This is a genomic window from Streptomyces sp. NPDC048420 (genome assembly GCF_040651535.1).
Taxonomy (GTDB): Bacteria; Actinomycetota; Actinomycetes; order Streptomycetales; family Streptomycetaceae; genus Streptomyces.
This window is the reverse complement of the sequence record NZ_JBEZKG010000049.1, coordinates 1-20,527: the sequence shown is the minus strand read 5'-3', so window position 1 is coordinate 20,527 and position 20,527 is coordinate 1. Positions and strand designations below refer to the sequence as shown.

General features: G+C 70.8%; 20 protein-coding genes. 15 read left to right on the top strand and 5 right to left on the bottom strand.

Annotation, left to right across the window (positions count from 1 at the left end):
* The first annotated feature begins 10 nt into the window (after positions 1-10).
* The 4 genes from AB0D34_RS45135 (at position 11) to AB0D34_RS45120 (ending at position 5,577) form a co-directional block, all read left to right on the top strand.
* Positions 11-1,750, top strand: a complete 1,740-nt coding sequence (locus AB0D34_RS45135; RefSeq protein WP_362673546.1) for a phospholipid carrier-dependent glycosyltransferase — start codon at positions 11-13, stop codon at positions 1,748-1,750.
* 21 nt (positions 1,751-1,771) lie between these two features.
* A complete protein-coding gene (locus tag AB0D34_RS45130) occupies positions 1,772-2,035 on the top strand; it encodes a hypothetical protein (protein ID WP_362673543.1) in 264 nt (87 codons plus the stop codon).
* Positions 2,036-2,169: 134 nt separating this feature from the next.
* On the top strand, positions 2,170-3,780 hold the full coding sequence (locus tag AB0D34_RS45125; protein ID WP_362673542.1) for a penicillin-binding transpeptidase domain-containing protein: 1,611 nt from the start codon (positions 2,170-2,172) through the stop codon (positions 3,778-3,780).
* A gap of 96 nt (positions 3,781-3,876) precedes the next feature.
* The gene (locus AB0D34_RS45120; RefSeq protein ID WP_362673540.1) at positions 3,877-5,577 is read left to right on the top strand and encodes a penicillin-binding transpeptidase domain-containing protein; all 1,701 of its coding nucleotides are present in this window, start codon (positions 3,877-3,879) and stop codon (positions 5,575-5,577) included.
* A 13-nt stretch (positions 5,578-5,590) separates the two neighbouring features.
* Here AB0D34_RS45120 and AB0D34_RS45115 read toward each other — a convergent pair whose 3' ends face one another.
* Complete coding sequence (locus tag AB0D34_RS45115) at positions 5,591-5,938, bottom strand: SsgA family sporulation/cell division regulator (RefSeq protein WP_362673538.1); 348 nt, start codon at positions 5,936-5,938, stop codon at positions 5,591-5,593.
* 177 nt (positions 5,939-6,115) lie between these two features.
* Here AB0D34_RS45115 and AB0D34_RS45110 point away from each other — a divergent pair, with 177 nt between their 5' ends.
* From AB0D34_RS45110 to AB0D34_RS45085, 6 genes are all read left to right on the top strand, one after another.
* Positions 6,116-7,159, top strand: coding sequence for an energy-coupling factor ABC transporter permease (locus AB0D34_RS45110; RefSeq protein WP_362673536.1), 1,044 nt, complete (start codon positions 6,116-6,118; stop codon positions 7,157-7,159).
* A 1-nt stretch (position 7,160) separates the two neighbouring features.
* The gene (gene cbiQ, locus AB0D34_RS45105) at positions 7,161-7,922 is read left to right on the top strand and encodes a cobalt ECF transporter T component CbiQ (RefSeq protein WP_362673534.1); all 762 of its coding nucleotides are present in this window, start codon (positions 7,161-7,163) and stop codon (positions 7,920-7,922) included.
* A complete protein-coding gene (locus tag AB0D34_RS45100; RefSeq protein WP_362673532.1) occupies positions 7,910-8,671 on the top strand; it encodes an ABC transporter ATP-binding protein in 762 nt (253 codons plus the stop codon). Before cbiQ ends, AB0D34_RS45100 begins: the two co-directional genes overlap by 13 nt.
* Positions 8,668-9,129 carry a MarR family transcriptional regulator gene (locus tag AB0D34_RS45095; protein WP_362673530.1) on the top strand — a complete coding sequence of 154 codons (462 nt, stop codon included), beginning with the start codon at positions 8,668-8,670 and terminating at the stop codon, positions 9,127-9,129. Before AB0D34_RS45100 ends, AB0D34_RS45095 begins: the two co-directional genes overlap by 4 nt.
* Before the next feature lie 107 nt (positions 9,130-9,236).
* Positions 9,237-9,683, top strand: a complete 447-nt coding sequence (locus AB0D34_RS45090; protein WP_362673527.1) for an organic hydroperoxide resistance protein — start codon at positions 9,237-9,239, stop codon at positions 9,681-9,683.
* Positions 9,684-9,718: 35 nt separating this feature from the next.
* A complete protein-coding gene (locus tag AB0D34_RS45085) occupies positions 9,719-10,879 on the top strand; it encodes a serine hydrolase domain-containing protein (protein WP_362673525.1) in 1,161 nt (386 codons plus the stop codon).
* A 3-nt stretch (positions 10,880-10,882) separates the two neighbouring features.
* Here AB0D34_RS45085 and AB0D34_RS45080 read toward each other — a convergent pair whose 3' ends face one another.
* Positions 10,883-11,158, bottom strand: coding sequence for a DUF1876 domain-containing protein (locus AB0D34_RS45080; RefSeq protein ID WP_362673523.1), 276 nt, complete (start codon positions 11,156-11,158; stop codon positions 10,883-10,885).
* Between the two features lie 155 nt (positions 11,159-11,313).
* Here AB0D34_RS45080 and AB0D34_RS45075 point away from each other — a divergent pair, with 155 nt between their 5' ends.
* From AB0D34_RS45075 to AB0D34_RS45055, 5 genes are all read left to right on the top strand, one after another.
* Positions 11,314-11,775 (top strand): hypothetical protein, encoded by a 462-nt coding sequence (locus tag AB0D34_RS45075; protein WP_362673520.1) that lies wholly within the window; start codon positions 11,314-11,316, stop codon positions 11,773-11,775.
* Between the two features lie 32 nt (positions 11,776-11,807).
* Positions 11,808-12,485 (top strand): two-component system response regulator CseB, encoded by a 678-nt coding sequence (cseB, locus tag AB0D34_RS45070; protein ID WP_362673517.1) that lies wholly within the window; start codon positions 11,808-11,810, stop codon positions 12,483-12,485.
* Between the two features lie 6 nt (positions 12,486-12,491).
* Positions 12,492-13,892 (top strand): HAMP domain-containing sensor histidine kinase, encoded by a 1,401-nt coding sequence (locus tag AB0D34_RS45065; RefSeq protein WP_362673516.1) that lies wholly within the window; start codon positions 12,492-12,494, stop codon positions 13,890-13,892.
* A gap of 161 nt (positions 13,893-14,053) precedes the next feature.
* The gene (locus tag AB0D34_RS45060; RefSeq protein WP_362673513.1) at positions 14,054-14,689 is read left to right on the top strand and encodes a ribonuclease domain-containing protein; all 636 of its coding nucleotides are present in this window, start codon (positions 14,054-14,056) and stop codon (positions 14,687-14,689) included.
* A gap of 121 nt (positions 14,690-14,810) precedes the next feature.
* A complete protein-coding gene (locus AB0D34_RS45055; protein ID WP_362673510.1) occupies positions 14,811-15,311 on the top strand; it encodes a DUF2716 domain-containing protein in 501 nt (166 codons plus the stop codon).
* A gap of 46 nt (positions 15,312-15,357) precedes the next feature.
* Here the strand turns inward: AB0D34_RS45055 and AB0D34_RS45050 are convergent, their stop codons facing one another.
* The 3 genes from AB0D34_RS45050 to AB0D34_RS45040 are packed head-to-tail and all read right to left on the bottom strand — an operon-like array spanning position 15,358 to position 20,403.
* Positions 15,358-18,096 carry a phosphoesterase gene (locus AB0D34_RS45050; protein ID WP_362673507.1) on the bottom strand — a complete coding sequence of 913 codons (2,739 nt, stop codon included), beginning with the start codon at positions 18,094-18,096 and terminating at the stop codon, positions 15,358-15,360.
* Between the two features lie 4 nt (positions 18,097-18,100).
* Positions 18,101-19,450 carry an ABC transporter permease gene (locus AB0D34_RS45045; protein ID WP_362673505.1) on the bottom strand — a complete coding sequence of 450 codons (1,350 nt, stop codon included), beginning with the start codon at positions 19,448-19,450 and terminating at the stop codon, positions 18,101-18,103.
* A complete protein-coding gene (locus AB0D34_RS45040; protein WP_362673502.1) occupies positions 19,447-20,403 on the bottom strand; it encodes an ABC transporter ATP-binding protein in 957 nt (318 codons plus the stop codon). Before AB0D34_RS45040 ends, AB0D34_RS45045 begins: the two co-directional genes overlap by 4 nt.
* Positions 20,404-20,527 lie beyond the last annotated feature (124 nt).

The following is a 20,527-nucleotide window of genomic DNA, read 5'->3' as shown; positions in this document are numbered from 1 at the left end:
CGATGGCGCGGTGACCAGTACCGCGTCCTCCACGGACACCCGGCAGGACCAGGCCCCCCAGGACCGGCGGCCGTCGTGGCAGCAGAGGCTGCGCCGTTTCGGCTACACCGCACCGGCCAGAAGCGATGTGCGCGAGCGCCTGGTGCCGCCGTACGTCGAACCCAGTGCGCGGATGTGGCAGGTCCTGGGTGTGCCCGGAGTGCTCGCCGAGCGGATCGCGCGCTGGTCGGGCTGGGTCGGGCCGCTGCTGGTGACGCTGGTGGCGGGTCTGATGCGGTTCTGGAACCTGGGCAGCCCGAAGAAGGTGATATTCGACGAGACGTACTACGCGAAGGACGCGTGGGCGCTCGTCCACCGCGGCTTCGAGCTCAGCTGGGGCAAGAACGTCGACAGCCAGATCCTGTCCTCGAACGGGCACGTCCCGCTGCCGACGGACGCCGCGTATGTGGTGCATCCGCCGGTCGGCAAGTACGTCATCGGGCTCGGCGAGCTGATGTTCGGGTTCAACCCGTTCGGCTGGCGGTTCATGACGGCGTTGCTCGGCACGCTGTCGGTGCTGATCGTGTGCCGGGTGGGCCGCCGGATCTTCCGCTCCACGTTCCTGGGCTGCCTGGCGGGCGCGCTGATGACCGTGGACGGCCTGGCCTTCGTGATGGCGCGGACCGCGCTGCTCGACGGCGTGCTGATGTTCTTCGTGCTGGCCGCGTTCGCCTGCCTGGTCATCGACCGCGACCGGGCCCGGGAGAAACTCGCCGCCGCGCTGCCGGTCGACTCCCACGGCCTCGTGCGCCCCGACGCGCACATCGCGGACACCCTGCGCCTGGGCTGGCGCCCCTACCGCTGGCTGGCGGGCCTGCTCCTCGGTCTGGCCATGGGCACCAAGTGGAACGGGCTGTTCTTCCTCATCGCCTTCGGCGTCATGACGGTGCTGTGGGACGTCGGCTCGCGCCGGGTCGCGGGCGCGAGCCGCCCGTACGAGGCGGTCCTCAAGTACGACCTCGGCATCGCGTTCCTGGCCATGGTGCCGGTCGCGGTCGCCACCTACGTCACCTCGTGGATCGGCTGGATCCTCTCGCCCGCGGACGGCACCGGCGGCTACTACCGCAACTGGGCCGCGACCGACGGCAAGGGCGGCAGCTGGACCTTCCTGCCCGACTGGTGGCGCAGCCTGATCCACTACGAGCACGAGGTCTACAAGTTCAACGTCGGCCTGTCCTCGCCGCACACCTACATGTCCAACCCGTGGAGCTGGATCGTCGACGGCCGCCCGGTCTCGTACTTCTACGAGTCCCCCGCGCCCGGCACCGACGGCTGCCCGGTGGACGCGGGCGAGAAGTGCGCCCGCGAGGTCCTGGCGATCGGCACGCCCCTGCTGTGGTGGGCGGCCTGCTTCGCGATCCTCTACGTCCTGTGGCGCTGGTTCTTCCGCCGCGACTGGCGGGCGGGCGCCATCGCCTGCGGTATCGCGGCCGGCTACCTCCCCTGGTTCAACTACCAGGAACGCACGATCTTCTTCTTCTACACGATCGTCTTCCTCCCCTTCCTCTGCCTGGCCGTGGCCATGATGGTCGGCGCCCTCGTCGGCCCCCCACGCGCCTCCGACACCCGCCGGGTGGCAGGCGCCACGGCAGCGGGCGTCCTGGTCCTCCTGATCGCCTGGAACTTCATCTACTTCTGGCCGCTGTACACGGGGACGTCGATCCCGATCGACGAGTGGCGGTCGCGGATGTGGCTGGACACCTGGGTCTGAGCGGGCTGCGGAGGCCACACGGTGGAGATCGTCGGTTGGATGGGTGTCGCCGTCGGCGCGATCCTGGTGGTGACCGCCCTGGGTCCGCTGCCCAGGAGGTGGCGACGGCAGGTGCCCCATGTGCGCCCGATCGTGGCGGCCATGGGGATCACCGTCGTCGGAAGCGAGGGGCAGGACCTCCACTGGTCCGACCGGTTCCAAACACCCCTCGCGGCCGCGGCTCTGACGCTGTGGGCGGTCGCCCTCGTGAGACTGGCGTGGGCACGCCGTAACAAGAAAAGCTGATCCCGGTCGACGACCGGGATTCACGTATGTGTTTGAGCGCCCGGGTCGACCAATCCGGAAACTCCTACCCCGGTTGTCACACCTCCCCCTTAGAGTGCCCACAGCAACGGGGGAATCGGGGAGGGGACCGGACCATGGCCAAGGGAGTGAAGGTCGCTGTCGTCAGCACGGTGTTCGCCGTGATGGTCGGCGGGGCGGGGTACGGCACGTACAACTTCGTGTCGGCGATGAGAGACGACGGGTCGGACGGCGTCAGGAGCGGGCCGCCGGACGCCGACGAGATCGCGGAGACGTCGAAGGACTTCTTCGCGGCCTGGGAGAAGGGCGACGCGGCGAGCGCGGCCGCGCTCACGAACAACAGCACGACGGCCAAGGTGCTGCTGACGGACTACGCGGCGGACGCCCACATCGGCGACGTACGGATCACGCCCGGCAGGGCGACCGGCGCGACCGTGCCGTACAGCGTGAAGGCGACCGTGTCGTACGACGGGAAGTCGAAGCCGCTGGCGTACGAGAGCAAGCTGACCGTCGTACGCGGGGTGACCACCGGGAAGGCGCTCGTCGACTGGCAGCCCTCCGTGGTGTACCCGAAGCTCCAGGCGGACGACAGGCTCGTCACCGGTGAGTCCGCGAACCCGTCCATCGAGGCGGTGGACCGCGACGGCAAGGTGCTGACCAAGGAGAAGTACCCCTCCCTCGGCCCGGTCCTGGACACCCTGCGCGAGAAGTACGGGAGCATGGTCGGCGGCACTCCCGGCATCGAGCTGGTCATCAAGCACCCGGACCAGACGCCCGACACCTCGCTGCTCACGCTCTCCGAGGGCAAGGCGGGCGAGCTGCAGACCACGATCAGCGCGACCGCGCAGGGCGCCGCCGAGAAGGCGGTGAAGCTGTACGGCCAGTCCTCGGTCGTCGCCGTCAAACCCAGCACCGGCGAGGTGCTGGCCGTGGCCAACAACCGTACGGACGCCTTCAACGCGGCCTTCGAGGGCACCAAGGCACCCGGCTCCACCATGAAGATCATCACCGCCGCGATGCTCATCGACAACGGCGTGACCTCGATGAACGGTCCGGCGCCCTGCCCGGACAGCGCGGTGTGGCAGGGGCAGACCTTCAAGAACCTCACCGGCATGCAGCCCAACGAGGGCGCCACGCTGTCCAACAGCTTCATGCGGTCCTGCAACACCGCCTTCATCAAGCTGATCGACGAGAAGCCGCTCACCGACGAGTCGCTGACGCTGGAGGCCCAGAACCGGTTCGGGATCGGCGAGGACTGGAAGACCGGCATCGTCTCCTTCGACGGCAAGGTCCCCCCGGTCAGCGGTCCTGACCGGGCGGCGGGCGCGATAGGCCAGGGCCAGGTCCAGATGAACCCGCTGAACATGGCCTCCGTGACGGCGACCGCGATCACCGGCGACTTCCGCCAGCCCTACCTGGTCCCGCCGAAGCTCGACGACCGCGAACTGGCCACCGCCAAGGGGCTGCCGTACGACACGGCCTCCCAGCTGAAGCAGATGATGCGGCTGACCGCGACCCAGGGCACCGCGGCCAAGGCGATGGCGGGGCTCGGCGGGGACATCGGCGCGAAGACCGGTTCCGCGGAGGTCGACGGACAGGCGGTGTCCAACAGCTGGTTCACCGGTTTCCGCAACGACATGGCCGCGGCGGCCATGACGGAGGAGGGCGGCCACGGCGGCGACGCGGCCGGCCCGATTGTCGCAGCTGTGCTACGAGCCGCAGGCTGACGTCACCCGCGCAGGGCAGGGACTCTAGTCTGTTGCCGTCGTTGGGATGCATGAGGGCAACGGGGACCCTGGGATAGCGCGGAGGAAGCGTAAGTCGTGGGTAACAGAAGGCGCGTCGCCGAGCGACGGAAGACCAAGCCCGCCGTGATCGGCGGGGCGATCGCCGTGGCCGTCGTCGGCGCCGGCTTCGGTGTCTACGCGCTGTACGGCGCCGGGTCGGCGGCCGACCGGACGCAGAACACGTCCGCGGCCGCCGACCAGAAGCCGAAGGTCAAGACCGGCCCGCTGTCGGCGACCGAGGTGACCACCACCGCGAACGCCTTCCTCACCTCCTGGCAGCAGGGCAAGGTGACCGCGGCCGCCGCCACGACCAGCGACGCCAAGGCGGCCACCACCCTGCTCACCGGCTACACCAAGGACGCCCACATCACCGGCGTCACCCTCACCCCGGGCACCCCGACCGGCGACAAGGTGCCCTTCTCCGTGAAGGGGACGGTGTCGTACAAGGGCCTCACCAAGCCGCTCACCTACGCCAGTTCGCTGACCGTCGTCCGCAACACCGGCACCGGGAAGCCGCAGGTCGACTGGGTCGCCTCGGTCGTCCACCCGGATCTGAAGGACGGTGACACCCTCGTCACCGGCGAGTCGGGGACCCCGCCCATCAAGGCGTTCGACCGGGACGGCGGCGAGCTGACCGCGGCCAAGTACCCCTCCCTCGCCACGGTCCTGGACGGCCTGCGGGAGAAGTACGGCAAGAAGGCCGGCGGCAAGGCGGGCATCGAGCTGCGGGTGATCCGCGGCAAGGACTCCGGTTCCGCCAAGTCCGAGTCCTCCAAGTCCTCCAAGGACTCCGACAAGACCCTCGTCGAGCTCAGCGAGGGCACTCCGGGCACCGTGAAAACCACCCTGAACCCGACGCTCCAGGCCGCCGCGGAACGGCAGGTCAAGACCCAGGCCCGGTCCTCCGTGGTCGTCCTGCGCCCGTCGACCGGCGAGATCCTCGCCGTGGCCAACGCCAACCCCGGCTTCAACACCGCCTTCCTGGGCTCCCTCGCCCCGGGCTCCACGATGAAGGTCATCACCTCCTCGCTGCTGATCGAGAAGGACCTCGCGTCGGCGGACAAGCCGCACCCCTGTCCCAAGTACTTCACGTATGGCGGCTGGAAGTTCCAGAACGACGACAAGTTCGAGATCAAGGGCGGCACCTTCAAGGCGAGCTTCGCCCGCTCCTGCAACACCGCCTTCATCAGCCAGGCGGGCAAGCTGGACAACGACAGCCTCACCAAGCAGGCCCAGCAGGTCTTCGGCCTGTCCATGGACAACTGGGCGATCGGCGTCCCGTCCTTCGACGGTTCGGTGCCGGTGCAGAGCGCGGCCCAGAAGGCGGCCTCGCTCATCGGCCAGGGCGGGGTCCGGATGAACCCGCTGAACATGGCGTCGGTCGCCGCCACCGTCGAGTCGGGCACCTTCAAGCAGCCCTACCTGGTCTCTCCCTCGGTCGACAACCGCACGCTGGCCACCGCCTCGCGCACGATGTCCTCGGGCACGCTGTCGCAACTGCGTGAGCTGATGGCGTACACGGCGGCCTACGGCACGGCGCAGGAGGCGATGTCCGGGGTCACCGGCAACGTCGGCGCCAAGACCGGCTCCGCCGAGGTCGACGGCCAGAGCAAGCCCAACGGCTGGTTCACCGCCTACCGCGGCGACCTCGCGGCCGCGGGCGTCGCCCAGGCGGGCGGCCACGGCGGCGACACGGCGGGCCCGATCGTGGCGGCGCTGCTGAAGATGGGCGGCTGACCCCTCACAGCGGTCAGCCCCGTACGGGTGCCGCGGCCATGTACGTCCGCCGGAGAAACCTCAGCAGTGCCTTCTGCTCGAACTGGACCACCGACACCCCCTGCGGGGAGTGGAACTCCAGCACGGCCTGCACCCGCCCGCACGGCCATACGCGGACCTCACCGCTGCCGGCGGGCGCTCGCAGCCCCTGCTCCAGCAGGGCACGTGAGAAAGTCCACTCGTGCGGCCCCGGCAGACCGACCCGTACCGAGCGCGGGTCGATGTCGGGGTCGTAGCGCAGGACCACCGGGATCGCCTCGTCCTCCGCGATGTCCGCGTCCGAAACGATGTGGGCTCGTGCGTACTGTTCGACTACAGACATCGTGACGGGCCTCTCACGCTGCGTAACCTGTGCGGAATCTGTGCATCCATTCCCTTCCCAGCGTCGCACATTTCCCGCGTTTCGCCCCCGGGACCAAAAGGCCGCCAACGCCTCCCGCTCGCTGTTCGCGTCACCCCTCTCTTGCAAAAGGTTCGCAACAAGCCACATCATCTAACGGTGCATGTGCCTGACGGATTCATAGACGCCCCCATCTCGGCAGCGACCGGAGTCGTAGCGGCTGCCGCCGTCGCGGTGAGCCTGCGCGGCGCCCGACGCGAGCTGGACGAGCGCACCGCGCCGCTCGCCGGCCTGGTCGCGGCGTTCATCTTCGCCGTACAGATGCTGAACTTCCCGGTCGCCGCGGGGACCAGCGGACACCTGCTCGGCGGGGCTCTGGCCGCGATCCTCGTGGGCCCCTACACAGGGGTCCTGTGCGTCTCCGTGGTCCTGCTCATGCAGGGCGTCCTGTTCGCGGACGGCGGTCTGACCGCGCTCGGCGTGAACATCACCGACATGGCCGTGGTCACCACGGTCGTGGCGTACGCGGTGTTCCGCGGGCTGGTCAAGGTGCTCCCGCGCAGGCGGAGTTCGATCACCGCGGCCTCCTTCGTGGCCGCCGTGCTCTCCGTGCCCGCCGCGGCCGTCGCCTTCACCCTGATCTACGCCGTCGGCGGCACCACCGACGTCTCCATCGGCAAGGTCGCCACCGCGATGATCGGCGTCCACGTCCTCATCGGCATCGGTGAGGCCGCGATCACCGCGCTGACGGTCGGCGCCGTCGTCGCCGTACGCCCTGACCTGGTGTACGGCGCGCGGGGCCTCCAGCAGAAGCTGCAACTGCGGGTCGACGGACAGCTGGTGGACGTGCCGGCCGCCGAAACGACCCCTGTCGCCGCCCGCTCCCACCGCAAGGTCTGGATCACGGGCCTCGTCGCCTCCCTGGTCCTCGCCGGGTTCGTCAGCTTCTACGCCTCCGCCGATCCCGACGGTCTGGAGAAGGTCGCCGCCGACAAGGGCATCGACGCCAGGACCGAGGAGCACGCCACCGCGGACTCACCACTCGCGGACTACGGCGTGAAGGACGTCGAGAACGCCCGCCTGTCCGGGGGGCTGGCGGGCGTGATCGGCGTCGGCGTGACCGTGGTCGCGGGCAGCACGGTGTTCTGGGCGGTGCGCAGGCGTCGCAGCGCCGACACCACCCCCGTCAGCACCGGCGTCTGACATGGGTGCCGGACACGCGCACAGGCTCTACCGGCACGGGCACTCGCCCGTGCACGGCCTGCCGCCGCACACGAAACTCGCGGCCGTCTTCGCCTTCGTGGTGGTCGTCGTCTCGACCCCGCGCGAGGCGATGTGGGCGTTCGGCCTGTACGCCGTCCTCCTGGGCGTCGTCGCGTACGCCGCCCGCGTGCCCGCGGGCTTCCTGCTGAAGCGGCTGCTGATCGAGGTGCCGTTCGTGGCGTTCGCGGTGCTCATGCCGTTCGTCGCGGAGGGCGAGCGGGTCGAGGTCCTCGGGCTGTCCCTGAGCGTGAGCGGCCTGTGGGGTGCCTGGAACGTGCTCGCCAAGGGCACGCTCGGTGTCGCCGCTTCGGTGCTGCTCGCCTCCACCACCGAACTGCGCGAACTGCTCCTCGGCCTGCAACGCCTCAAGCTGCCGCCGCTCCTCGTCCAGATCGCGTCCTTCATGATCCGCTACGGCGATGTCATCACCGACGAGATGCGGCGGATGCGGATCGCGCGGGAGTCGCGGGGGTTCGAGGCGAGCGGCGTCAAACACTGGGGCGTCCTCGCGAAGTCGGCAGGCGCCCTGTTCATCCGCTCCTACGAGCGCGGCGAGCGGGTGCACCTGGCCATGGTCAGCCGCGGTTACGCCGGTTCGATGCCGGTCATCGACGAGGTGACCGCGTCCCGGGCGCAGTGGTCGTACGCCCTCGCGCTCCCCGTCGCCGCCCTTGTCGTCTGCGTGGTGGGATGGACCCTGTGAGCACTGTTTCCCTGGAGGTCTCCGGCCTCGCCTTCGCCTACCCCGACGGCCACCAGGCCCTGTTCGGCGTGGACTTCTCGATCGCGCGCGGTGAGCGGGTCGCGCTGCTCGGCCCGAACGGCGCCGGCAAGACGACCCTGGTGCTGCACCTCAACGGCATCCTGGGCGGCGGGGTGGGCTCGGTGAAGGTCGCCGGGCTGCCCGTGGACAAGAAGCACATGGCGGAGATCCGGCGCAAGGTCGGGATCGTCTTCCAGGACCCCGACGACCAGCTCTTCATGCCGAGCGTGCGCGAGGACGTGGCGTTCGGACCCGCCGCGGCCGGGCTCAGGGGCCCCGAACTGGAGGAGCGCGTGGACCGTGCGCTCACCAGGGTCGGCATGGCGGAGTTCAAGGACCGGCCCCCGCACCACCTCTCCTTCGGCCAGCGGCGCCGGGTGGCGGTGGCGACCGTGCTGGCGATGGAGCCGGAGATCCTCGTCCTGGACGAGCCCTCCTCCAACCTGGACCCGGCGTCCCGTCGCGAACTCGCCGACATCCTGCGCTCGTTGGACGTGACCGTGCTCATGGTCACCCACGACCTGCCGTACGCGCTTGAGCTGTGCCCGCGCTCCCTGATCCTGAGCGAGGGCACCATCGCCGCGGACGGGAAGACCGCCGAACTCCTCACCGACGACGAGCTGATGCGGGCCCACCGGCTGGAGCTGCCCTTCGGATTCGATCCGCGGTCCGTGACAATGGGCGCGTGACGAACGAAGAGGACGCCGGATCACTGCTGCTCGACGACCAGTTGTGCTTCGCGCTGTACGCCGCCCAGCGCGCGGTGACCGCCGCGTACCGGCCGCTCCTCGACGAGCTCGGGCTCACCTACCCGCAGTACCTCGTACTGCTGGTGTTGTGGGAGCGCGGCGAGACCACGGTGAAGGAGCTGGCGAGCGCCCTGCGCCTCGACTACGGCACGGTCTCGCCGTTGCTCAAACGGCTGGAGAGCGCGGGCCTGGTACGCCGGGAGCGCGCGGCGGCCGACGAGCGCTCGGTCCTCGTCGCGTGCACGGGTCGCGCCGAGGAACTCAGGGAGCGCGCGATCTGCCTCCCGGGCGCCCTGCTCGCGGCGACGGATCTCGACGGCACGGAGGCCGCGCGGTTGCGGGAGGAGTTGCGGCGGCTCACGCAACGGGTGGACGCGGCGGCCGAGCGCCCCCACTGACCTCCTGTTACCCGAAGTCGCCACCCCTGGTGGCCCGGCACCGACCTACCGGCCGGTACCTTGTGCACGATGTACTTGCGCACACTTCTCCGGGGGGGAGATCAGCCATGACTGAGGAAACCGTCGTCGACACCCGGCCGACGAAGATCATGTACGTCGCCGAGGCCACCGCGCACGGCGGCCGGGACGGCTATGTCACCAGCCAGGACGGCCAGATCGAGCTGAAGGTCGCGATGCCGCCCGCGCTCGGCGGGGACGGCAACGGCACCAACCCGGAGCAGCTGTTCGCCGCCGGATACAGCGCCTGCTTCCACAACGCGCTGATCCTCGTGGGCAACCGCGCCGGCTACGACCTCACCGGCTCAACGGTCGCCGCGAAGGTCGGCATCGGCCCTAACCGGACTCAGGGCTACGGCCTCGCGGTCGCCCTGAGCGTCTCCCTTCCGATCCTCGACGCCGGCCTCGCGGCGAAGCTCGTGGACGCGGCCCACGAGGTCTGCCCGTACTCGAACGCGACCCGCGGGAACATCGACGTGACGATTCTGCTTGGCTGAGAGAGGCACCGGGCCACAGCAGGAGGAGTACGGGCGTGGACGTGAACGGCACAGTCGCCGAGGGCTTCGAGCCGGTCAGGGATGTGTTCGCGCGGAACTTCGAGGCGCTCGGGGACCGGGGCGCGGCGGTCGCCGTGTACCGGGACGGGCGCAAGGTCGTCGACCTGTGGGCCGGCACCAAGGACGTCGACGGCACCGAGCCCTGGCGGCACGGCACCGCGCAGGTCGTGCGCTCGGCGACCAAGGGCGTCGCCGCCGCCGTACCCCTGATGCTGCACCGGCGCGGGGAGCTGGACCTGGACGCGCCGGTGGCCGAGTACTGGCCGGAGTTCAAGGCGCGCGGCAAGGAGCGGGTGCTGGTCCGGCACGTGCTGAACCACCGGGCCGGGCTGCCGGTGATCGACCGGCCGCTCACCCCCGAGGAGGCCCTGGACCCGCTAAAGGGCCCCGAGGCGGTCGCCGCGCAGGCACCCGTGTGGGAGCCCGGCACGGACCACGGGTACCACGCGCTGACGTACGGCTGGATGCTGGACGAGCTGGTGCGCAGGGTCACCGGGCTCGGTGCCGGTGAGTGGATCGCGCGGGAGATCGCCGGGCCGCTCGGGGCCGAGTTCTGGCTCGGGCTGCCGGAGGAAGAGGAGGCGGCCGGGCGGACGGGACGAGTGGGCCGTATCGAGGCGCCGGAGCCCACCGGCGCCCTGCGCGCCCGGCCCAAGCGGTCCGTCACCGAGGCCTACGAGGATCCCGGCTCCCTCACCCGCCGTGCCTTCGCCGCGATCACCCCCTTCCCCGACCAGAACGCACCGGCGTACCGGGCGAGCGCCCTGCCCGCGACCAACGGGATCGCGACGGCGGACGGGCTGGCGCGGATCTACGCGGCGATGGTCGGCGAGGTCGACGGGGTGCGGCTCCTCGACCCGGCCACGGTCGAGCTCGCCCGGACCGAGGAGTCGGCGGGCCCGGACCGGGTGCTCGTCGTGAACACCCGGTTCGGCCTTGGCTACATGCTGCACGGCAGCGCGTCGCCGTTCCTCGGAGCAGGCTCCTTCGGGCACCCCGGCCGCGGCGGCTCCCTCGGCTTCGCCGACCCGGAGACGGGCATCGCCTTCGGCTATGTCACCAACGGCTTCCGCAAGACGGTCACGGCGGACCCGCGGGCGCAGGCGCTGGTCAGGGCGGTACGGGCGGCCCTGTGACAGCTACACGTTGATCGAGTGGGACGTCCGCCCGGACGCCTCGTCGATCTCGTCGTGCGCCTTGGTCAGCAGCTGCATCGCGAGTTCGTTCAGGGCCCGCGCCCCCGCGACCTCCTCACCGACCCGCGGCTGATTCGTGTCGCTGCGGTGGCGGCTGGCGTGTCCGTGCCCCCGTACCTCGGTCCCGTCGGGCAGGCGCACCATCGCGACCGCCCGGGTGTGCTGATCGTCCTCCAGGAACTCCATTTCCACATGCCATCCCACTGCGGTGCGCATCATGACGGTCACCTCCGGAGTGTGTCCTTCCAGGGTGCTCCTCGGAAGGCGGCGGCGCACTGGGCGCTGTTGCGGACATCACGGCTCTCGTTCACCGGCCGTTCATGTCAGGACATGCATCATTCGGGCTGAACGACCACCACGGACGGAGGCCCGCCATGGTTCCGCGCAGGTCCGCACTGAGCGCGTCACTCGCCGCCGGGCTGCTCGTCTGCGTCACCGGGTGCGGCGTGGCCGACGGCGGTGTCCGGAGCGAGGGCCCGGCCCCCACCCGCGCCCCCTGGACCGGACCGGTGTACGTCCTGAACTGGGAGTCCGAGCCCGCCGAGCGGCCCGGCCTGATGGACCTGACCGACTACACGACCCTGGACTGGATGCGGTGGCGCGACTGGGGCTCGCCCCGCGCCACCGCGACCGGCTTCGTGATGGACTACGCCTGCGCCTCCGACTGCCCCCGGGACGCGCTGCCGAGCTACCGGGTCGAGATCGTGCTCAGCGGGCTGGTGAAGCGCCAGTACGCGGCGTACTACAGCCACGCGGCCGTCACCCCCGTACACCGCCCCGCGCCCGACTGGGCGGAGGACGTGAGCAGCGTGTCCCTGCGCGTGCCGAAGCCCTGACAACGTTGCCCGACCCACGGGGGAGACAGAACATGCACGACATCCTGCTCGTCGAGGACGACGAGATGATCCGCGGGGCCACCCGGCTGACCCTCGAGGGTCACGGCTACCGTGTCCACGCGGCCGCCGACGGGGTGCACGGTCTTGAGATGTTCCGGGCGTCCCGGCCCGACGTGGCGATCCTCGACATCATGCTGCCGGGCCTCAACGGGGTGAGCCTGGCGGGCCGTATCCGCGAGGAGTCCGGTGTCCCGGTGCTGCTGATCTCGGCGCGCAACGACCCGGTGGACGTGGTGATGGGCCTGGAGGCGGGCGCCGACGACTATGTGACCAAGCCGTTCGACGGCCCGGTCCTGGTCGCCCGGATCCGCTCGCTGCTGCGCCGGGCGGCACCCGCCGAACCGGCCCCGCCGGATCCCAAGACCACTCGCCGGTGCTTCGGTGACCTGGAGTTCTGCCCGACGACCCTGGAGGTACGGCGGGGCGGGAGCCCCCTCGCGCTGACCACCACCGAGCTGAAGCTGCTGCGGGAGTTCGCCGGCGCCCCCGGCATCGTGCTCACCCGGGACCTGCTCCTGGAGCGGGTCTGGGACTACGCCTGGTCCGGGGACACCCGGGTGGTGGACGTCCATGTGCAGCGGCTGCGGGCCAAGATCGGCCGGGAGCGGATCGAGACGGTACGGGGCTTCGGCTACCGGCTGTGCCGTTAGGCCGCTGTGAACATCGGTACGAAAGTCGCCCTCGCCGTCGCCGCGGCGGCCGTGACCGTCGCCGCCGTGATCGGCGTCCTGGTCCACCGGGTCACCGCCGCCGAGCAGCTCTCCACCGCCCGCTCCGAGCTGGACCGGCAGCTGGTCAGCGCCGCCTACGACTACGCCGCCGCCCGCAGGTCCCCGGCCCGGATCAACCCACCGGATCTGCCGGGGCCGGTGGCGCGTGCGGTGCGGGGCGGATCCCGGGTGACGTATCTCCACGATGGCAGGCTGTGGGCGGCGACGCAGGTGGCGGACCGGGAGGTGCTGGCGCTGTCGCGGTCGTACGCGCCGGAGATCCAGCGGCTCGCGACGCTGGACCGGACCCTGACCGCGGTGGGGGCGGGCGCGACCGTGCTGGTGTCGCTGGCAGGGCTCGCCCTCGGGGTGCGGATGGGCCGCCGGGCCATGGCCGCGGCCCGCACCGCGGAGTCCATCGCCGACGGCCGGCTCGACGCCCGGGCACGCCCCGACGGCCGGGACGAGATCGCCCGCCTGTCCGTGTCCGTGAACACCATGGCGGACGCGCTGGGAGCCCGGCTGGAGGCCGAACGCCGGGTGACCGCCGACATCGCGCATGAGCTGCGCACGCCGGTCGCGGGCATGTCGACGGCGGCGGGACTGCTGCCGCCGGGCCCGGCCACGGACCTGATCGTGCGGTCTGTGAAGAACCTGCGCTCCCTGGTCGAGGACGTCCTCGAAGTGGCCCGCATGGACGCCCGGGTCGCCGCGCTGGACACGGAGGAGCGACAGGTCAGCGCAATGGCCCGGCGAGCGGTGACCGGCCTCGGGCAGACCGGCCAAGGGCGGAACGAGACGGACACCGGAACCAGCCAGGGGCAGGACACGGCAGACGACGGGACCGGCCAGGGGCAGGACGAGACGGACACCGGAACCAGCCAGGGGCAGGACACGGCAGACGACGGGACCGGCCAGGGGCAGGACGAGACGGCCACCGGAACCAGCCAGGGGCAGGACACGGCAGACGACGGGAACCGCCGGGTGCGGGTGGTCGTGGTGGCCGACGCCGTCGTGGTCACCGATCCTCGGCGGGTGGAGCGGGTGCTCGCCAACCTCGTCTCCAACGCGCTGCGGCACGGGGCGCCGCCCGTCGAGGTCGAGGTGGACGGGCCCGTCGTGCGGGTCCGGGATCGCGGTGAGGGCTTTCCGGCCGATCTCCTCGCGGTGCTGCACACCTCCGGCCCGCAGCGGTTTCGTACGACCGCGCCGGGCACCGGAACCGGGCTGGGGCTGACGATCGCGGTCGGCCAGGCGCGGCTGCTGGGCGCCCGCCTGACCTTCCGCAACCGTCCCGACGGCGGGGCGGAAGCCGTGCTCAGGCTCCCGGAGCGGCCTCCAGGGTGAGGGGAGGACATCTCAGCGGTACGGCCTCCGTGTCACAGCCGTCGATCGGTCGTGATGAACCGCTGATACACAGTCGTGCGGCGGTCGAGATGTTCGCTTCCTACGTTCCTCACGCCAGCCCGACCGACAGGCCGGGATCCCCAGTGAAGGAACGACCTCGTATGAACGCAACCCTCGCCACGGCCCCCGCGCGCCAGGAGAGCACCGCCGGGCAGGCATCCGGGCCCTGGTGGCGCAGCAGGCGTCAGCTGTCCGTCCTGCTGCTCCTCGCCGCCCTGTTCACGGGCGCCTTCCAAACCGTCCCGGCCCTCCAGAACCCCGCGAGCGCGGCCGTCTCCGGAAACCTCAACGGAACGACCAACCCGCCGAGCGGCTTCAACACCGCGATCAACTACTGGTCGAACCAGGGCTGGCCGGTCAGCGCCTCGAACCGGACGCACACCCGGATCCTGTGCGATTGGGACGGCGTCCACAACTACTGCGTCAACCACCGCCAGTTCATCGACGGCGGCGGCCGCTACAACGACCGCGACGGCCAGCTGCGGCAGTACCTCCTCGGCGGCGGCTCGGGCTCGCAGATCTGCTCCCAGCACGGCTCCACCATGTGCCTCGGCCACGCACCCGTGAGCAGCTGGATCGGCAACTTCCACGAGTACGACGTGGAGTGGCGCAACACCCGCGGCACCAACCGCGGCACCCTGCGTATCGTCCGCGTGCACGGCGGCCCGAACGACGGTGACACCTTCGTGACGACCGACCACTACCGCAACTTCACCTTCATCGGCCACCGCCACTGACGCCGTCGGCACCCCCGACGACCCCTTGAGCCGGGCCGACCCCCTGACAGGTCGGTGGACGGACCCACCGCTCCCCCATGGGTCCGTCCACCGGCCGCCGTACGAAGGAGTCCACCCAGAGATGACACCGAGCAACCCCGCCTGGGAGGCCATGCCGGAGGAGGAGTCGGAAGCGCGCTGGTCGCGGTTCATCGACCGCTTCCGCTTCCACCCCGGCGTGCACCCCGAGGACTGGCCTGCCGTCGACGAGCCGGCGCCTTCGGTCACCTACGACCTCACGCCCCTCTTCGAGGCGGCGGAACCGGAGTCCTCGGCCGTCCTGGACCGTCTGGAGCGGCAGGTCCTGGCCTCCCTGACCGAGGCGTTCCCCGCGGGCGAGCGCCTGGCGGTGCTGGACTGGCAGCACACCGGCCAGTGGTTCCGCCCGCATCTGGCCTCGGACGTCCCCTGGCCGGTGCCGGTCTTTCCGAACGGCGACTACCACCTCTTCCTGACCGAGGACCTGACCGACGGCATCCTCGGCCACCCCTGGGAGCGGACCCTGTGCGTCTTCGGCCCGCGCCTGACCGCCACGCTGGTCCCGCGGCTGAACTGGCTCCCGGTCGCCCGGTCACGGTCGTGACGAGAGACCAGGGCCCCGGTCCGGGACCCTGGTGTGATCGGGCCGGTCAGCCGTCGGACTCGGCCGACGGAAGGTAGGCGCCCGGTACCTCGGCGGGGGCGTAGACCTTCTTGTCGCCGGGGTACGGCTTGGTCCAGGCGTGGGTCTGGTACCAGGTGTACCGGTTCATCTGCTCGGCATTGGCGTAGTCCGGCACCGCGTGAGCGCCGGTCAGGCGCTGGTGCGAGGCCCAGGTCTTCCACTCGGCGGCGAGGTCCCGCTGGGCCGCCGGTACCGCCGCGGAGGTCGGCGCGGGGGCCGCGTCGGCGTCCTGGGCGGCCGGGGTGTCCGCGCCGCAGGAGGGCGTGGGACTCACGCCGAGGGTCAGCGAGGTGCGGTTGGGGACCGCCGTGAACGGGGTGTCGTCCGGCCTGCCCGTGAACGCCCCGTACATCGGAGTCGCCGCGCTGTCCTTCTGGTTCATCGGGTGGATCCCGAGGATCTGCTCGACGGTGCGGATCATCGTGATCTGCGTGTAGTAGTGGCTGTCTACGATGCCGTGCTGGGCGTAGGGGCTGATGATCTGGACCGGCGCCCGGTGGCCGTCAACGTGGTCGAGGCCGTTCTGGGAGTCGTCCTCGACGACGAAGATCGCGGAGTCCTTCCAGTACTTGCTGTGGGAGATCTCGTCGACCATCCGGCCGACCGCGAGGTCGTTGTCGGCGACCTCGGCGGCGGCGTTGGCCGGGCCGCCGGTGTGGTCGTTGGAGAACCAGAACATGTTCAGGTTCGCCGGGCCGTTCTTCTCGAAGTCCTGCTTCCAGATCTGTTCCTTGTAGACGTCCGGCACGCTGAGGTCGAACATCGGGAAGCCCTGCACGGACACCTTGTTGAGCGAGGGGATCGCCGAGCCGGTCTGGATGGGGTACTGGGTCTGTGCCCCCGTCGCCGCCATGGTCTTGCTGTCGCAGTACAGGTTCTGCCAGTTGGCGCCGGCCGGCTTGGACTCCGTCGACTGGAACTCGCCGAAGTCCTTGACCGACTTGCCGGCCGCCTGGGCGCCGGTCCAGATGAAGCCGGACTTCTGGTGGCCCAGCACGTCGTTCTCGGTGTCGTAACTGCGCGTGTACTCACCGGCGGAGGACTCGGTGTACTCCGGGTTGTCCGACTGCATCAGCCAGTTGTGGCCCTCGGCGGAGTTGGTGCCGATGTCGTAGAAGTTGTCGTAGAGGCCGAACTGCTGGGCCAGGGCGTGCTGGTTGGGTGTGACGTTCGCGCCGAAGGTCGTCAGCGCCGGGTCGCCGTCGCCCTGCGGGAGGTCGCCGTAGACCTGGTCGTAGGTGCGGTTCTCCTTGACGAGCAGGAAGACGTGCTTGATCGTCGAGGGGTCGCCGAGGCGGGCCGGGACCGGGACGGGCTTGGCGTGGCTGCCGCCCTGCGCCGTGGTGACCGAGCCGGGCGTCCAGCCGTTCTGCTGGAAGACCTTGGCGGTCTGCGCCCTGACGACGAGGTCGCTCGGCAGCGTGAACTCGGTGAGGCTCGACGTGGTGTCGTGGGTGCCGTGTCCGGAGGCGGTGGTGGGGCGGCGGGCGTCTATGCCACGGATGTTGGAGACGACGACCTTCTTGCCGACCGTGGTGATCTCGGCGGGGAAGTAGTCGGTAGGGAGCAGGCCTACGTAACTGGCGGGCTCCTGCGCCGACTTGTACCGGTAGACGGCGACCGCGTCGGCCCGGCCCAACGTCACCAGCAGGTGCCCGTCGTCGGTGAGGGTGACCGCGTCGGGCTCGTAGCCGACCTTCGCCTCGGGCCAGGGCTGGGTGGCGATGGTCTGGACGACCTTGTCCTTGCGGGCGTCGATGACCGAGACGCTGTTGTCGGCGGTGTTGGTGACGAACACCGTGCCCTTCTTCGCGTACACGGCGGTGGGGTGCAGGCCGACGGTGATGCTGCCGACGGCGGCTGACGGGTCCGCGGTTTCGATGACACTGACCGTGCCGGACGTCGAGGCACCGGTCTCGGGGTTGGCCGGCACCTGGGTGCCGTAGGAGTTCATGGTGGTCTCGCCGGCCTTCGCCGGACGGCCGCCCTCGTTGCTGACGTACAACTTGCCGCCGACCAGGGCGAGTCCACGGGGCGCGTTGCCGACGGCCCAGCTCTGCTTGATGGTTCCGGTCGCCGCGTCGATGGCGACCACCTTGTTCTGGCCGTTGACGGCGGAGTACACGGTGGAGCCGTCGGCGGAGAACACCGCGGCGCCCACGAGCGCCTGCTGGGTGCCGACGGCCGGGATGTTGACGGCCACCGGGTCGGCGAGGGTGCCGTCCGCGTTGACGGTGAACTTGGTGTAGCCGTTCGCCTGTCCGAGCCACAGCTGCTTGCCGTCGGGCGAGTACGTCGGCCCCTCCTGGCCGACCGCGGCGCTGCTGATGCGCAGGTCGTCCGCCGCGTTGGCGCCGACCTTCTGCTTCACCTGCCCGGTCGCGAGGTCCATGATCACCAGGGCCGCGTCGCCGTCGGTGACCGCGGCCGCGAGGTGGGTGCCGTCCGGACTGACCGTCGACGACATGATCTTGCCGTCGTCGATGACGGTCCGGTCGCCGTACGGCTTGAGGTACTGGTCGCTGGAGATGACCTCGCCCTGGGCGGTGTTCTGCGCGACCTGCTGGGTGCCGAACTGGTAGGTGGAGGCGACCGCGGTGCCGGTGACGCCGAGGGCGACGGCGATACCGGCCGTCACCAGCGTGGTCCGACGGCTGAGGCGTCTGACCTTCTCGCTGCTGCGGCGCTGCCGAGTTACCTGCATGAGACTATCCCTTCGAGGTGGTGTCCAGCAGCTCGACGTTGCCGTCGAACTGCCACAGCGGGTTGGGTGCGTCCCCGGTGGAGGTCCGCACCAGGAAGTAGCCGTTCACTTCCTTCGGTCCGTCGCCGTCGGCGACGAACCGCCCGTCCGATCCGACGTCCAGCTGATAGACAGCCGTCCCCGCCACCGGTACGCCAGGCAGGTGCCAGGTCACGACACACCGCCAGTCATTGCCCGCCCCCTGCTGAGCGGCCTGGCCGTCGCTCTTGGTGCACGCCGCCGAGGCCCTGAGCTGCGCCTCGGTGACGGCGGGGCGGTGGAGTTGTTCGGTCTGCATGCGGTAGAGGTGGGCGAAGGCCGTGGCGACGGAGCGCTGGACCTTGCCCTGGGTGATGCCCGTCGAGGGGACCGATACGGCGATCACCGCGACGGTGAGAGCGGTCAGTGCGGCGAGCGGCAGCACGCCCACGGTGAGCGCGCGGCGCCCGGCACCGTCGTAGGCGAGGTTGGTGAAGTCCCGCCGGAGGAACAGCAGATAGGCCAGTACGGTCGCGAGCACCGCCCACGCCAGGCTGACGGCGACGCCGGTCAGGAGCGGGGCGAGCTGGGCCGGGGCGGTGAACAGGCCGTTCCAGGAGATGAAGGCGTAACCGGGCAGGGCGAGGCGTACGGCGACGGGCAGCGGCAGCATCTGGGCCATCTGCATGCCGAGCGCGACCAGCGGCGGCAGCAGCAGCCCCATCGGGGAGCGGCCCAGCGCGACCGACCCGAGCAGGCCGATCGCGGCGAGGGCCAGGGTGGGGGCGAGGGCGGCGGCCCAGGCGAGCAGGACGTTCTCGGCGGCCTCCCCGGCGGACAGCAGGTGGCCGTCGAGGCCGACGAGCGGCTGGTCGCCGACGGACGCGAGCCCGCCGACGGTGCTGGAGCAGGCCAGTCCGGCCACGAGCAGCAGGATGACGGTGAGGCTGGCCAGCACCTTCGCCGCGAAGATCCGCCGCGGCGAGCGGACCGCCACCAGCAGGTGCCGCCAGGTGCCGAGCCGGTCCTCGGCGGCGAACACGTCACCGGCGACCACCGACGTCAGCAGCGGAAGCGCCCAGGTGCCCGCGAAACCGAGCATCACCAGCGGCCCGGCCCACCCGGTGGCGTGCATCCAACGACCGAAGAGGGTGTCGGAGGGCAGGGTGCTCTGCTCGCTGACCCCGGCGACGAAGAGCCCCGGCGCGATCCAGCAGACGAGGACGAGGAGCCGTACGCGCCACTGGGAGACGAGCTTGACGAGCTCGAAGCGGTAGCCGCGGGCGACCGAGACGGGCCGGACGGGGGCGGGGGGCGCGGTGAAGGTGGCAGTCATCTACCGGCTCCCGTCGCCTGGTTCTCGGTGAGGGCCAGGAAGGCGGCCTCCAAGGGCGAGACCACCGGCGCGAGTTCGCGCACCGCGACACCCGACGTCACGAGCCGCGCCACCAGGTCGTCGAGAGCGGGCACCAGCGCTCGTACGACGAGCACCTCGGCGTCCCGCGTCTGCCGTCCGCCGCCGCCGTCGTCGACGATCCGGATGCCGTCCGTGCCGTCGGCCAGGCGCCGCGCGGCCTCCGGGTCGGACGTCCGTACCCGGTAGTCGAGTTCACGGCTCTCGGCGGCCAGCTTGCCGAGCGGTCCCGAGAACACGACCCGGCCGGTGGCGAGGATGGTGACCTCGGAACACAGGGCCTCCAGGTCGTCCATGCGGTGGCTGGACAGCACGATGGCGGTGCCGTCCTCGGCGAGCCGGGTGAGGACTCCGTGCACCTGCCGCTTTCCGGACGGATCCAGCCCGTTGGAGGGTTCGTCGAGCACCAGCAGCCGCGGCCGGGTGAGCAACGCGGCGGCGAGCCCGAGCCGCTGGCGCATGCCGAGGGAGAAACCGCGTGCCTTGTCGTCGGCGACGTCGGTGAGCCCGACCTGGTCGAGTACGTCGTCGGCATCGGCCGTACGTCCGTCCCGGCCGCGGAGTTCGGCGAGGGTGGCGAGGTTCTGCCGGGCGGTGAGCGAAGGGTAGAGCCCGGGCCCGTCCACGAATCCGGCGACCCCGTCGGGGGCGTCGAACGCCCGCCCGACCGGCGTCCCCAGGATCTCCAGGCTGCCGCCGTCGGCGACGGCGAGGCCCAGCAGGAGCCCGAGCAGAGTGGTCTTCCCGGCACCGTTCGGTCCGACCAGGCCGTGGATCTGGCCCCGCGTCACATCGAGGTCGACGCCGTCGAGCGCCACGACGTCACCGAAGCACTTGGTGATCCCGCGGGCCCGGACTGCGTGGAGTGCGTCCATGAGTCCCCTCTTCTGAGTCCGGAGGGACCCTAGCCTCAAAGTTTCGTGACAGTCCGCCGACGGAGTCGGTGGACCGTTTTCGTGCCGTGGTCTGAGGCTGTGCAGGCCGAAGAGCCGAGTGACG

What these genes read in the sequence shown, in the direction of transcription:
- AB0D34_RS45100 (WP_362673532.1), top strand. Translation starts at nt 7,910, where the DNA reads ATGGACCCTGTGAGCACTGTTTCCCTGGAGGTCTCCGGCCTCGCCTTC.
- AB0D34_RS45090 (WP_362673527.1), top strand. Translation starts at nt 9,237, where the DNA reads ATGACTGAGGAAACCGTCGTCGACACCCGGCCGACGAAGATCATGTAC.
- AB0D34_RS45055 (WP_362673510.1), top strand. Translation starts at nt 14,811, where the DNA reads ATGACACCGAGCAACCCCGCCTGGGAGGCCATGCCGGAGGAGGAGTCG.
- AB0D34_RS45115 (WP_362673538.1), bottom strand. Translation starts at nt 5,938, where the DNA reads ATGTCTGTAGTCGAACAGTACGCACGAGCCCACATCGTTTCGGACGCG.
- cbiQ (WP_362673534.1), top strand. Translation starts at nt 7,161, where the DNA reads ATGGGTGCCGGACACGCGCACAGGCTCTACCGGCACGGGCACTCGCCC.
- AB0D34_RS45075 (WP_362673520.1), top strand. Translation starts at nt 11,314, where the DNA reads ATGGTTCCGCGCAGGTCCGCACTGAGCGCGTCACTCGCCGCCGGGCTG.
- cseB (WP_362673517.1), top strand. Translation starts at nt 11,808, where the DNA reads ATGCACGACATCCTGCTCGTCGAGGACGACGAGATGATCCGCGGGGCC.
- AB0D34_RS45125 (WP_362673542.1), top strand. Translation starts at nt 2,170, where the DNA reads ATGGCCAAGGGAGTGAAGGTCGCTGTCGTCAGCACGGTGTTCGCCGTG.
- AB0D34_RS45080 (WP_362673523.1), bottom strand. Translation starts at nt 11,158, where the DNA reads ATGATGCGCACCGCAGTGGGATGGCATGTGGAAATGGAGTTCCTGGAG.
- AB0D34_RS45040 (WP_362673502.1), bottom strand. Translation starts at nt 20,403, where the DNA reads ATGGACGCACTCCACGCAGTCCGGGCCCGCGGGATCACCAAGTGCTTC.
- AB0D34_RS45045 (WP_362673505.1), bottom strand. Translation starts at nt 19,450, where the DNA reads ATGACTGCCACCTTCACCGCGCCCCCCGCCCCCGTCCGGCCCGTCTCG.
- AB0D34_RS45060 (WP_362673513.1), top strand. Translation starts at nt 14,054, where the DNA reads ATGAACGCAACCCTCGCCACGGCCCCCGCGCGCCAGGAGAGCACCGCC.
- AB0D34_RS45050 (WP_362673507.1), bottom strand. Translation starts at nt 18,096, where the DNA reads ATGCAGGTAACTCGGCAGCGCCGCAGCAGCGAGAAGGTCAGACGCCTC.